Origin of the sequence: Anabaena sphaerica FACHB-251, assembly GCF_014696825.1 — a bacterium.
GTDB lineage: Bacteria > Cyanobacteriota > Cyanobacteriia > Cyanobacteriales > Nostocaceae > RDYJ01.
This window is the reverse complement of record NZ_JACJQU010000007.1, coordinates 87538-100869: the sequence shown is the minus strand read 5'-3', so window position 1 is coordinate 100869 and position 13332 is coordinate 87538. Positions and strand designations below refer to the sequence as shown.

Sequence of the window (13332 nt, the reverse complement as noted above, 5' to 3'; positions counted from 1 at the left end):
TTTAGCTGGCAACGTATTCTTTAACATTGGCGCGACGGCGACGTAAATGAGCAAGAGCTTGATGCTCTAATTGGCGGACTCGTTCACGGCTGAGATTTAACCGTTCACCAACTTTCGCCAAGGACATTTCATTACCATCTTCCAAGCCAAACCGGAGAGCTAAAACTTCACGCTGTTGGGGTGTAAGTTCTGCTAACAGGTTATTTAGGTCTTGGCGCAAGAATTCCTGAGTGGTGTAATACTCTGGAGATGGACCGTCATCTTCCAGCATTTCTTGCAGTTCGGTATCTTGGTTATCACCAACTCGCACATCTAAAGAAACTGGCTGACGCGCCATGTTCATATACTCACGAATCTGAGCAGGTTCTAACTCCAGTTCTTTGGCGATTTCTGTTGGTGTTGGGGATCTTCCCAACTTTTGCGCCAATTCCCGCTGCACTTTTTTAATTTTGTTCAGCTTTTCGGTAATATGGATGGGTAAGCGGATTGTTCGACCTTGTTGGGCGATCGCTCTCGTAATTGCTTGCCGAATCCACCAGTAAGCATAAGTCGAGAATTTATAACCCCGCATAGGATCAAATTTCTCTACTCCTCTCTCTAGTCCCAACGTTCCTTCCTGGATTAAATCCAGAAATTCCATATTTCGTTTTTGGTACTTTTTGGCAATAGCCACCACCAAGCGCAAATTTGCTTCAATCATTTTTTGCTTGGCTCGCTTACCTAGTGCTACCGTCTGCTTAACTTCTGTTTCAGATTGATTAACATGGGCAGCCCATTCTGGTAAACTAGGTTCATGGTCTAGTTTTTTAGCTAAAGCTTCTTTAGCATCCAGCAATGTCATCATTTGCTGCACTTGCTTCCCATATACAATCTCTTGCTCACGGGTTAGCAGTGGCACACGACCAATTTCCCGCAGATAGGTTCGCACCATATCAGCCGTGAATTTGGCGTTCAGGTTTTCAGTTTCGCTGTTAACAGTAGGCATTGGTGCGTTGTCCTCTACTCCCTAAACAAAATGTATCTTTTCTCAACTAGGGCGGATGGATAAGGGTGGCATACACATCAATAGACATCATCTGAGCTACTATAAGCAATTAATTTATATAGCCGTTGTCACGACGGTGCTACCCTGAATTGGGTTCCCCGACCCTTTTCTAATTTTGGAATATCTTAGAAGCACACTGGTTTGTTTTCAAGAATTCTTCCTTTCTTCAGCCGCTGACAGCAACTGTCAAATGCGAAGTCAGTATGAGTTTTACTTTCTTATGGTACGGCAAATCTGGCAGATAGTAAAGAGCAGCAGATAAATCTTCCTATTATAGAGCAAAATCGGCTGACTGCTAAATCTTGTTTTCAAATTCCTTAAAACGCTGACTATATCTATAGTGACGTTAAAAACCCCTCTTTTGTTGCTTAAAAGCAGCCGGATAACCGAACTTATGAAGCTACCTTGATGGAGGGATGTTACTAAATTTTGGATTTTGGATTTTGGATTTACTTACCAGTTCAATATCCCCAATAACTAAAAACCTAAGTCGGCTTTAGCTAGTTCTGCGGCGGCGAAAACTTCTGCATCTGACTTTTGTTCCCAAACCTGGTCGCCGATTTCCGCATAAAAAGCTGAATCATAAGGACGTGTACGCACAACTACTGGCATTGGCACGGCATGACCTAAAATTAAGGCTTGTTGCTTGGAGTCTAACTTGGCCAAGACTGAGCGCAAAGCTCCCGCACCAGATACACCTGTAAAAATAGCATCAATATCTTTCTCGTCATTAAGCAAAGCAGTGATGCGAGTTCCAATTTGGGACATAACTTCATTATCTATCCCAGACGGGCGTTGATCAACTACCAAAAGTGTTACAAAATATTTCCGCAGTTCGCGGGCTATAGTTCCAAAAATTGTACTTTGTACCACTGCTGGGTCAAGAAAGCGGTGGGCTTCCTCTATTGTAATCATTAATGGCGTTGGCCGATCCAATGGATTTTTACTTTGCAGAAACTTATCTGCTCTTTTGACATAATGCTCATGAATACGTCTGGTGATCATATTCGTCACCAACATATAAGATAGCATATTCGACTGGGAACCAAATTCAACGACAACATTTTTCCCAGCTTCTAACGATTGTAATATTTTTTTAATATAGTTCTGGGGACAAACCGCTCGCATATATTTTAAAGTATCTAGACGCAGAAGTTTACGTTGTAAAGAAGTAATTGAGCCTGGGTGTCCTGGCTTGTCATCACAAAACATTTTAATATCCTCACTAGTCATATTGAATAACTGAGGAATCCAAGATTTACCCAACTCATTGCACAAGATATTGGCATTATCTAAAGCTGCTTCTGAAAGTCCTAGCTCTCTACCACATAATTTAATATCTTCAACTTCAATTTGCTCATAGCTTAGATAAAGTTCTTGAGCATCGCGTACACCTCGGCGCTTGGTTGATTCGGGATCAAGAGTATAAACTTCGACTTTACCAGGAAATAACTGTTTTAAACCTTTGACGGTGTTAACTTCTTTACCTTCTGCGACTGCTTCCCACCCATATTCTGAGTGCATATCAAAAATTAGGTTAACAGCCGCATTTTTGCGAATTACACCTGCTAATAGTAACCGTGTCAGGAAAGATTTACCAGTCCCAGATTTACCAAAAACACCGTTACTCCGTTCCACAAACCGATTTAAATCAATACAAATCGGCACATCCATATCTAAAGGTTTACCGATAGAGAAGTTGTTTCTGTGGGGATCATCTTCCCAACCAAACACTTTACGGAAATCTTCTTCACTGGCTTCGTAAACTTGGCTAAAGTGACTAGGAATGGTTTTAACAGGTAACAATTCCATCGTCGTGCTTGTTTGGGGTTGAAATGATGCTAAACCATTGGTAGATGGAATAAACGGATTTAGAGATTTACCATTGCTGGAGAAAGAAGTCTCATGAGTTTCGGGGGTAAACATCAACATCGGTGCGAGGTTGATCATGCCATAAGTACCACTTCCGGCTAAAACTTCGCGCAAAAATGTATCTTCCCAACCGGGGGGATTAGCCATGATCCGCGCATTTGCTGCACCTAAAGATACATCTGTAAGCATACAGAAAAAGCGCGATCGCACACCTTGTACCACCATAAATTTACCCACCCGCATATCTTCTACAGAAATATCCGGGTGTAATCTAACTTCTAAACCCCCAGTTAGCGAACCTTCGATGACTGAACCTAATGGTTGTCCTGAATTCATTTTATTTGTCAGAGAACAGGGAACAGGGAACAGGGAACAGGGAACAGGGAACAGGGAACAGGGAACTTCTTACTGTCACCTGTCACCTGTCACCTAAAATTAATCAATTTGAATCGAAGTTGGTGCGCTTCCAGCAGATGGAGGTTTACCTGATAAGGGTTTTCTAAATTGGTCATAAAGGCGATCGCGCCAGGTAAAAAAGCGTTCATAATCAGGATTATTCGCTAAGATGGGTAATCCTTTACCTCTGAGGGACTCTGGTAAATCCAGGTAAGGACCTTGTGGAAACTTCAATAATATCGATAATCCGGCAACGGCTAAATCAGCTATGGTGGGTTCATCTCCCAACAGATAAGGACTATCTGATAATAGTTCTGTGAGGATTTCTAAATCTTGTCTTAAACTAGCGATCGCAGAAGTAATCACATCGGGACTAAAACCAACTCCCAAACCCAACACATTGAGAAAATCAGCCGGGACACCTTCAACCATACTTTTTAAAATATCTGGTGTCGAGACAGGTAATAAAGATTTGCGGAAATTTTGATCTTGACTAATCGCAGCAAACAAAGCTTTTCTTCCCTTCACACCGATAGACTCATCCGCCCAATCTTCCATCAATAAAGCCGCAGCGCGTTTTTTCTTATCTGTTGGTATCAGTGGACGATCTGGATATTCTGAGTCTAAATACTTAGCAATTTCCGTCGAGTCTACAATATATCTATGACCATCCTTTAATACTGGAACTTGTTTCTGACCTGTCAAACGAAACAATTCTACTTGTCCAATCCCTGGAGTTACCTCAATTTTGCGATACTCTAACCCTTTATAATCAAGGCATAGACGCACTTTTTCTGAATATTGAGAAAGTTCCCACTGATATAATTCCAGCATATTCTATTCCTGCTAACTAACTAACTTATTTATCTATTTTACAATTCTATCTTTAGTTTAAGTAATTTTTCCGAATCTGAATCATTTTCTTGTTGATTTAATTTCAACCATGATTTGAATATTTGCTAAAACTATGTCACAATTAATATTTATCTAAACACCAGGTAGCTGAAATTATCAATCTATCGAACTCACTACTTTATCTATATAAATCGACTCAAACTTCTGCTGGGGAAATCTGAATTTATGATTTTTTCTCAGCTATTAATCATTTAATTTAGTTATGATTTTTTAAATCCCTCTAAAATACTTTTTTGCTCAATCGTTTATTACTTCTAGCTTGTCGCTGTTAATTGAGAAAAACTTAAATTTTATCTATATAAAAATATCTGATTGTAAGTATTTTTGAAAATGAGATAGTCACGTCAATTTTTTTTAACTATAAAATTTGTATTCGTCGAGACATAAATAGAGGATTTTGCCATCCGGGCATATAAACAACAAACAAACTCGCATACAAGAATTGGCCAAGCCGCATTAGCTTGTAGCTAAATCCTGCTGATGGAAACCAAGATCAGCAAATTATCAAATCTTATATTAACAGCGTTGTCTAATGTTTGGCAAAAACTAGAATACCTCTCGTGGTTAGATTTTAGTTGAGCGAAATGTTATAAGTTTTTATGTAGCTCATCAAAAATGAAAACAAATAAAATTTATGAAGGCTAATTACGGCAAATTATTGACCAACATCGCTGGGATACTAGGAGTAACCGGAGTTAGTATCCTGATTACTTTACCATCTGGAGCAGAAGTAGTCCAAAATCATGATGCCAATATTAAAAGTAAAACACAGATAGCGCAGTCTAGCGGCGGTGGAGTACTCAATCCCAGACCAAGTATTTTCAATGAGCCTCGCTATAGAAATCGTAAAGCACCTAGAACAACTCAACCCGTAAAACCGGAAACAGAAGTTCCTAGCACTCCAGGAACTGAAAAACCTGAAACTACTACACCTCCGACAACCCAAACACCTACCAGTACAACAGAAACCAAAAACGTTATCGAAGTAGCTGAATCAGCAGGTTCTTTTAAAACCCTAATCAGAGCTTTGCAAGCTGCTGGACTAACAGAAGTTTTGCAAGGATCTGGACCATTCACGATTTTTGCTCCCACAGATGAAGCTTTTGCCAAATTACCACAAGACGCAGTACGAGATTTGTTAAAGCCAGAGAACAAAGAAATCCTGGTGAAAATTTTAACGTATCATGTCGTACCAGGTAAAGTCCTTTCCAGCGATTTAAAATCTGGTAAAGTCACTAGCCTACAAGGAGACACAATTAATGTTCAAGTCAATCCTTCTAAGGGCGTACTTGTGAATGATGCTCAGGTAACTAAAGCAGATATTCCAGCAAGCAACGGTGTGATTCATCAAATTGATAATTTGATTTTGCCACCTAGTCTGTAACAGGACTTACGAAAAACATAAAGTAGAGGTAATTCATGAATTACCTCTACTCAAGAATCAGATTTTTATCCAGATCCATTATTAACCTGTCGATAGAGGTTAATCTTTACTACTGGTGAGAAAATGAAGGAAAGCTTGGGGTGTTGAACAGAAGCAACAGCCGAGAATTCCATTAAGATTGTGGAGGTTCTTGTGCAGCCTATCTATGATGAATCATTTGAGATGATGGTGCAGGATGTTAAAGTTGCACCACAGCAGGGAGAATATTTTCCAGTCAAACTAATTACCAGTCGGGGTTCAATTCATTGTCGTTACTATCCGGTGAATAGTGCTGAAAAAGCGGTGATTTGGGTGGGGGGTGTTGGCGGTGACTGGGATACACCAGCACAGGGACTTTATCCCCGCTTATGTGAAGAATTAAGATCTCAGGCGATCGCTTCTTTGAGAGTGCGTTACCGTTACTCTACGGAATTGGAAGAGTCTATCCTCGATGTTCTTGCAGGACTGACTTATTTACAAGATGAAGGTATTAAATATTTGGCTCTGGTTGGTCATTCCTTCGGCGGTGCAGTAGTAATTCAAGCCGCTTCTCAATCACCAGATGTTCGCACTGTCGTTACCCTTGCTACCCAAGCATACGGCACGGAACCCGTTGCTGAATTAGCCACACAATGCTCAATTTTGCTCGTGCATGGTGTGGCTGATCAAGTCCTACCATCCTATTGTTCCCAACGCGTTTATCAACTTGCCCTAGAACCTAAACAATTAATTATCTACCCAAATGCAAATCATGGTCTAGATGAAGTCAAAGATGAAATTTATCAGTTAGTTAAAAATTGGCTGATTGAACAACTAAATCGTCCTGAATTGATTTTGTTTTAACCTTACTCTCAAATCCAGGGCTATTTCAAAGTTATATGGAAAACCTCTCTCCTAGAATTGTAGAGACGTTATCTAAAACGTCTCTACTTATTTTATTACTTTTATTTCAATGCAACCCGCTGTAAATTAGCGAGATGTTTTAGTTGTTCTGCCGTTACCAGTCTGTGCTTTTTGAAGTAACTGCGGTATTATCTGTTCAATCCTTTGAGCCGTCTGTTCTTCCTGCTGCAAGTTTTGCTGTAGCAACTGAACTACTTCTTTTTGTCCCATTTGTTCAGCACCTTTGATCAAGCCACGATAGCAGGCAATCTCGAAATGCTCAACTTTTGACTGTCCTCCTGCTAGACCCAAGTCCAAAATTGTGTGATTATCAGCAGCTAGTAGCATGAGTTTTTGACCGTCACTGATTACACCAGCAGCAGCATCACAAGTAACTCGTTGTGGTTGTTGTCCCAAGGTACTGAAAACCTGCTCTAGGTTTCTAATTTGCTGCTCGGTTTCGCGAATGTGTGTCTCAATTAAAGACTTCAATTGGTCGTTTTGACAGGATTGCCACATTACTTGCTGTGCTTCTAAAAAGCGATTTTCAGCATCGTACATTGCACCAACTTCGTAGATGAATTTATCTTGCAAGCTGGTGATTCTTTTAACGCCAGGACGTTCACTGAGTTGAACCATTGTTATTCTCCTGAAGGTTTGACCCTGTACTCAAAAGTCGTACCTTTTAACCCTACGTTTAGCCTTCAGTCTTCTCTTCACACCTGAGATACAGTTTCGATATTACGTTTGACTGCTATTTGTGGAGATAAAAATGAGACTTGGGGTAGAGATAGTTAATTAAGTTAAAGTAAAGATAAGTAAAGAAAGTGCTGTAAACTCAATGACTGCTCCTAGCTTAGAAATAATTTCTACTCAGTTAGAAAGTCCAAATTTGCGCGATCGCATGGTGGCCCTTGCCAACCTGCGTCATATATCCCCAGAAGATGCTGTACCTTTGATTAAAAAGGTCTTAGATGACGAATCTCTGCAACTGCGCTCCATGGCAGTATTTGCTCTAGGTATCAAGCAAACCCCAGAATGTTATCCGCTCCTGGTGCGAATTTTGGAAACTGATCCAGATTATGGTATCCGCGCTGATGCTGCCGGTGCTTTAGGATATTTGGGTGACAATAGAGCAGTTGAAGCACTATCACGGGCATTTTATGAAGATACTGATTGGTTAGTTAGATTTAGTGCGGCTGTTTCTTTAGGTAATATTAAAGACTCCCGCGCCCGTGATATTCTGATTCAAGCACTGGATAGCAAAGAAGTAGTGATCCAACAAGCTGCTATTTCGGCTTTGGGAGAAATTAAATCCATTGAGTCTGTAGATCATATCCTGCGCTTTGCTCAAGCTGAGGATTGGTTAGTGCGTCAGCGTCTAGCAGAAGCTTTGGGTAATCTCCCTACTCCCAAGAGCGTCTCAGCTTTGAAATACTTAGAAAAAGACAGTCATCTTCACGTTGCTGAAGCTGCGACCATTTCCCTCAAGAGACTCGAAGAAATAGAAAATCAAGTTTAGGTGAACGCTTCCTGTTACCTTTTAATAATAAAAGTGGGATTTTTTGTATTTTGATCCAGGATAGTTTGATTCATGAATATTGAAGAATTTTTTGAGTTAAGTGCCGGGAAATGGTTTTCTCACCGGACAAGTCATCATTTGGCTTTTAAGCAATCGGAAGATGGTAAATCAGACATCGTGATTGAGTCGCTGGCCGCAGATCATCCAGAAGTGATCAAGCTGTGTGAACAGTATGAAGTTCATCCTAGTGCAGCTTCCTGTGGTGCGAGAGTTACCTGGAAGGGGACTATGGAATGGGACGAAGAAAAACACGAAGGTTCTACTGTTTTGGTGACAGTACCCGATGCAGATAAAGCAGGTGAAGGTAAGTTACTGCGAGAAATGGGTTATGCAGAAAAAGCACCCGTAGCAGGAACATACAAAATTGGTGAAGATGGCGCTTTAACTCTGATTACTGAGTATGAAACCATGTGGTCTGAAGAAAGGCTATGGTTTGCTAGTCCTAATCTGCGGATGCGGGTAAGTGTACTCAAGCGGTTTGGTGGCTTTAGTATGGCTTCTTTCACTTCTGAGATTCGTATGGGTAGCACTGCTGCATCTACAAAAGCTATGGAAGCAGCTAATAAAGTTAATGCACCCGCAGGTTAACACCTTTTTGATTGGGAAATTGGGGGTTTAGCATTGCTAAACCCTTACCTTAGCTACCAACGGTGAAATTAATGAGGAAGTATAATTTCTTGATCATCTTCTTCCTAACTTCCAATCTTCACCACCAGGTAACTGAACTAAATAATTATCAATTACTGCTGCTAATTCCTTAACTGAGGAATTATAACTCAACTCTAATAAAACCTGAGTTTGATTAATTATCTCTTCCTTATCTACCATTTCCGCAAGTTGAAATGGACTATAAACACCATTTAAAACTTCCACACTTGCATCACGAATAGCTACATCAATTTCATTTTCAATATAATTATTCCATTCATCTTGATTAATGTAGTATGATTTCTTATTTTCTTTTAAATTCACATCTTGAATTTCTAAAATAGCATTTCTTAGGGATGCTGCCCAAGAATTTGTTAACCGCTTCTCAATTTGATTCTTAATTAAATGGATTAGTAACACCTTTAAAAAAGACTTAATCTGTCGTAATATCGCCTTTTTACTCATCCCTTCTAATTCATCGACAATAGCTAAAGCCTCGCTATAACGCTGTTTTAAAATACAATCTCTGAGGTCTATTAATTCCTGTGTCATTGAGCCTTTATCCTCCTAGAATTTGCATTAGGGAACAAGAAGAGGCAAATGTTACAATTTTCATTTCTCCTGCCTCCTGCCTCCTGTTACCTTTTAAATTTGCAATACACGAGCCAAGACTTCAGGAAGTGGCAGTACAATTAACAATAACAAAGCTATTGCTAGTAAACCTAAAACATCACGTTTGTTGTCTAGTTCTGTAACATCGTTGAGTGCAGGTTCATCAATTAAGGGAATAAATAATAATAGAATTGCCCACAATAAAAATTCCTGACGAACAAAAGAAAGTATGAGTAACAACAACCGAGCAATTTGACCAATCACAACTGCGGTGCGTTGTCCAAACATAGCATGGACAATATGACCCCCATCTAATTGTCCTACGGGCATTAAATTCAATGCTGTTACAATTAGACCCAAAAACCCAGCTACTGCCACAGGATGCAAATCTAGAGCAGATTTTGCTGTTAATTCACTACCCAGGGCTAATTTCGAGAGTAAAGCTAATAAAATTGAATATTTAGGATTTAGAGCGTTGGGGTTTAAAATTCCTGTTTTGTCGCTCATGGGTACTACTTCTGAATGAGCTAAACCCCAAATAAGTAAGGGTAAAGTAGCGATAAAACCGGCAAGTGGTCCAGCTATACTGACATCAAATAAAGCTTTGCGGTTGGGAACTGGACTTCGCATTTGAATAAATGCACCAAAAGTCCCCAAGAAAAAAGGTACAGGAATGAAATAAGGTAGGGTAGAGCGAATTTTATGGAACCGCGCTGTAAAATAGTGACCAAGTTCATGGATACCCAAGATCGTGATTAACCCTAAAGCGTAGGGCAAACCATTGAAGATGAGAGTGAAGTCAGATTTGAGTTTCGCTAATTCAATTCCAGCAATTTGCGAACCTATTAAGGTGGTAGTGACTAAAGTCAGTAACAATAATGTAAGTGCTGTTGCTGCTTGTGTTACATTTTCTAGACTGCGTTTTGTATTTTGTTTAGCAGCTTGAGTATTGGGAACAAGGACAAAGAAGGGTTTACCATCCATTCCTTCTTGAAATATCAACAGGAAGCGATCGCCAAATTGCCCTTCAATATTGGCTTTAATCTGCTGGTAAGCTTGATTAGCTGTGGTTCGCAACTGACCACGACAAACCACCGCTTGGGGTCTATACTCAATGTTTTGAATGTAGTATACCGACCAAGGAAAACAATTTCGCAGATTAGTTTCTTCTGCTGGCTCAATAGGACGCACTGGTAATGGTTCTGCGGTAGGATTATTAGCCGATTGTGATCCTGTCCCTTGGGGCTGAGTCTGGCTATTTTCTGGGACTCGATGCCCGGACAGAAATAATATCCAGTATAACAGCAGACTGATCACCAAAGGCCAAATAATCAACCCAGGTGGGGGTGCTTGTTTTGCACCATAGACCAACGTCCAACCAGACAGGATAAATGCTGGTGTCATTAATACAAGCCACAACAACCACACTGGAGTGCGGGTGATATGAGCAACACTGCGCTGCACTATCAGATAAGTAGCTAGTCCCAGTACGAGTAAAAACCAAAATGCCATATTATTTCAGGATTATGGCTTACGCCACGCTTCGCTATCAGGAGTTTAAGGAGTTTAAAGAGTCAGAATGTTTGAGAAATCAGTAAATTATTAAATATAGAACTTACGCCAAAACTCTATTTAGTCACTTATTTATTCGGTTATTTATCTGTCAATTAATCTATGTTTCCCCTATCTCAACAACCAAGTCATACAACTAAACCGCCACAAACTATACTTTCTGGAGAAATACCAGTAGGAGAAATCCTTTCCACCTCGACGGAAACAGGATTAGCATCTACCGACTTGGGCATCAACAAAGTTATTGCCTTTCCACCAAATCGAGACACATTAGGAGGGACTTCTTATCTTATTGTAAGAAATGAAGGTAATATTCTCATCGATTGCCCAGCCCTAGAGCAAATAAATCAGGATTTTTGGGAATGCCTGCAACGGACTCACCTTAAGCAAGAAGGTGTGCGTTGGTTTTTTATTACTCATCGCGGTGCTATTGGCAAAGCCGCAGAAATTCAACAAGCCCTTGATTGTGAGATTATCATTCAAGAGCAAGAAGCTTATTTGTTACCTGGTTTAACTGTCACTACCTTCGGTCAGGAATTGACTCTTGATGATACCACACAAGTTATCTGGACACCTGGCCATTCTCCTGGTTCCTCATGTCTATACTATCGTGAATTTGGGGGAGTATTATTTTCGGGACGGCATTTACTCCCCAACCTGCAAGGTGAAGCAGTGCCATTACGCACACCAAAAACCTTTCACTGGCCTAGACAACTGAAAAGTGTTCAGGCATTGCGCGATCGCTTTACACCAGAAACTCTACAATACATTTGCCCCGGCGCTAATACAGGTTTCCTCCGAGGTAAACGCATCATCGACCAAGCTTATGAGCGATTGGGGACTGGGGACTGGGGACTGGGGACTGGGGACTGAGGACTGGGGACTGGGGACTGGGGACTGAGGACTGGGGACTGGGAAAAATACAAATAACTTCTCCGCCTCCCCTGCCTCCCCTGCCTCCCCTGCTCTCTTGCCTCCCCTGCCTCCCCTGCCTCCTTACGAACCTGCTACTACAGAATTTTTGCTCAACAATTCCACAGCGGCTTGATATTGGCTATCTGCTGCTGTGCCAATTTGCTCCCGATTAATTGGCTGTTGGGTAATCACTATGTCTGGCTTAATACCTAGTTTGTTAATGTCTCGGTGGTCGGGAGTTTCATATTTAGCGATTGTCACTGCTAAACCCGAACCATCGGATAATTCAAATAGAGATTGAATTAGTCCTTTACCAAAGGTAGTTTCACCTACTAACTGGGCGCGACCATTATCTTGCAGCGCACCAGCCAGAATTTCACTCGCACTAGCAGTTCCTTGATTGACCAAAATCACTAAAGGATCTTGTGTTATGGACGAACCAGAGGCTTCAAAATTGCCCTGAATACCTTGACGATTGACAGTGTAGACGATTGTTCCTGAATCTAACCATTGACGAGCAACTTCAATTCCTGCTTGCAGAAGCCCTCCTGGATTATTTCGCAAATCGAGAATATAAGCAGCCGCGCCTTTTTTTTCTAAACTAGAAATAGCGTGTGCCAATTCCATGGCGGCGTTAGCGTTAAATTGAGTTAGGCGTAGATAGCCAAAGGGTTTTCCTTGGGGGGATAAACGCAAGTCAGCTACTACAGGATTAAGTTCAATGCGATCGCGCACCAATGTAATTTCCTTTTCTCCCTCTCCCTCTCTTCCAATTAAGAGAGATACAACACTGCCAATAGGACCGCGCATTCGCGCCGCAGCCTCATCCAGAGTGAGATTTTCTGTAGATAATCCTTCAATTTTCAGGATGCGATCGCGAGGTTTTAGACCTGCTTTTTCAGCCGGCGAACCCTCTATAGGTGTAATTACCTCCAATGTACCTGTCTGGGGATTGAGGGCAATTTGTAAACCCACGCCCGTCAATTCTCCAGAAGTATTAACTTGCAAACTGCGGTACTGCTCTGGGTCTAGAAACCGTGTAAAAGGGTCATCGAGGCTTTTGAGCATATTCTGAATTGCCGTGTATGCTGCTTGGTCATTTGGCAGCGGCTTCTTCAGAGCATTTTGCCGCATATCTGACCAGTTTTGATGGTTAAATGTTTCATCCAGATAAGAGCGATTAACAATTCGCCAAACCTCAGAAACTAACTTTTGCTGCTGTGTAAGAGCAGTTGCTGGTGGGATGAGAGAGCCAAAAACCAAGCAAAAAGCCAGAAGTAACGAAAATCCGCACCGAAAAACCTGTTTGTTCATGAACCCCATTTTCCACTTCACCTCAACCCAAATTACTTATCAATGTCCAGTTGCGACGTTTTTGATGAAATATATCTCTCGACTATGTTACTTTTTTTATAGAAGAGGTGCATTGCTCTCATCAAGTTGTTAATCAACGGCTGCTGTGCATATCCC

The 13332-nt window shown here is 41.0% G+C and carries 12 protein-coding genes; 5 read left to right on the top strand and 7 right to left on the bottom strand.

What is annotated here, in order from left to right:
* Position 1 precedes the first annotated feature (1 nt).
* The 3 genes from H6G06_RS14170 to H6G06_RS14160 form a co-directional block, all read right to left on the bottom strand.
* Entirely contained in the window at positions 2-985 is a 984-nt protein-coding gene (locus tag H6G06_RS14170; RefSeq protein WP_190561145.1) for an RNA polymerase sigma factor, RpoD/SigA family, read from the bottom strand.
* Positions 986-1522: 537 nt separating this feature from the next.
* A complete protein-coding gene (locus tag H6G06_RS14165) occupies positions 1523-3253 on the bottom strand; it encodes a helicase HerA domain-containing protein (protein WP_190561143.1) in 1731 nt (576 codons plus the stop codon).
* A gap of 99 nt (positions 3254-3352) precedes the next feature.
* Entirely contained in the window at positions 3353-4147 is a 795-nt protein-coding gene (locus H6G06_RS14160; protein WP_190561141.1) for a glutathione S-transferase family protein, read from the bottom strand.
* A 715-nt stretch (positions 4148-4862) separates the two neighbouring features.
* Here H6G06_RS14160 and H6G06_RS14155 point away from each other — a divergent pair.
* Both H6G06_RS14155 and H6G06_RS14150 read left to right on the top strand, forming a co-directional pair.
* Positions 4863-5612, top strand: a complete 750-nt coding sequence (locus H6G06_RS14155) for a fasciclin domain-containing protein (RefSeq protein ID WP_190561139.1) — start codon at positions 4863-4865, stop codon at positions 5610-5612.
* A gap of 192 nt (positions 5613-5804) precedes the next feature.
* Positions 5805-6494: a dienelactone hydrolase family protein gene (locus tag H6G06_RS14150; protein ID WP_190561137.1), complete on the top strand. Its 690-nt coding sequence runs from the start codon at positions 5805-5807 to the stop codon at positions 6492-6494.
* A 126-nt stretch (positions 6495-6620) separates the two neighbouring features.
* Here the strand turns inward: H6G06_RS14150 and H6G06_RS14145 are convergent, their stop codons facing one another.
* Positions 6621-7172 (bottom strand): YciE/YciF ferroxidase family protein, encoded by a 552-nt coding sequence (locus tag H6G06_RS14145; RefSeq protein ID WP_190561135.1) that lies wholly within the window; start codon positions 7170-7172, stop codon positions 6621-6623.
* A 202-nt stretch (positions 7173-7374) separates the two neighbouring features.
* Here H6G06_RS14145 and H6G06_RS14140 point away from each other — a divergent pair, with 202 nt between their 5' ends.
* Both H6G06_RS14140 and H6G06_RS14135 read left to right on the top strand, forming a co-directional pair.
* Positions 7375-8055, top strand: a complete 681-nt coding sequence (locus H6G06_RS14140; RefSeq protein WP_190561133.1) for a HEAT repeat domain-containing protein — start codon at positions 7375-7377, stop codon at positions 8053-8055.
* Positions 8056-8127: 72 nt separating this feature from the next.
* On the top strand, positions 8128-8703 hold the full coding sequence (locus H6G06_RS14135) for a phycobiliprotein lyase (RefSeq protein ID WP_190561131.1): 576 nt from the start codon (positions 8128-8130) through the stop codon (positions 8701-8703).
* Positions 8704-8796: 93 nt separating this feature from the next.
* Here the strand turns inward: H6G06_RS14135 and H6G06_RS14130 are convergent, their stop codons facing one another.
* The gene (locus H6G06_RS14130) at positions 8797-9315 is read right to left on the bottom strand and encodes a DUF29 family protein (RefSeq protein ID WP_190561129.1); all 519 of its coding nucleotides are present in this window, start codon (positions 9313-9315) and stop codon (positions 8797-8799) included.
* A 93-nt stretch (positions 9316-9408) separates the two neighbouring features.
* Positions 9409-10887 carry a site-2 protease family protein gene (locus H6G06_RS14125; RefSeq protein WP_190561127.1) on the bottom strand — a complete coding sequence of 493 codons (1479 nt, stop codon included), beginning with the start codon at positions 10885-10887 and terminating at the stop codon, positions 9409-9411.
* Positions 10888-11049: 162 nt separating this feature from the next.
* On the opposite strand from H6G06_RS14125, the gene H6G06_RS14120 reads away from it, so the two are divergent.
* Positions 11050-11820 carry an MBL fold metallo-hydrolase gene (locus H6G06_RS14120; RefSeq protein WP_190561125.1) on the top strand — a complete coding sequence of 257 codons (771 nt, stop codon included), beginning with the start codon at positions 11050-11052 and terminating at the stop codon, positions 11818-11820.
* Positions 11821-11943: 123 nt separating this feature from the next.
* Here the strand turns inward: H6G06_RS14120 and ctpA are convergent, their stop codons facing one another.
* Complete coding sequence (ctpA, locus tag H6G06_RS14115) at positions 11944-13185, bottom strand: carboxyl-terminal processing protease CtpA (protein ID WP_190561123.1); 1242 nt, start codon at positions 13183-13185, stop codon at positions 11944-11946.
* Between the last annotated feature and the right edge of the window lie 147 nt (positions 13186-13332).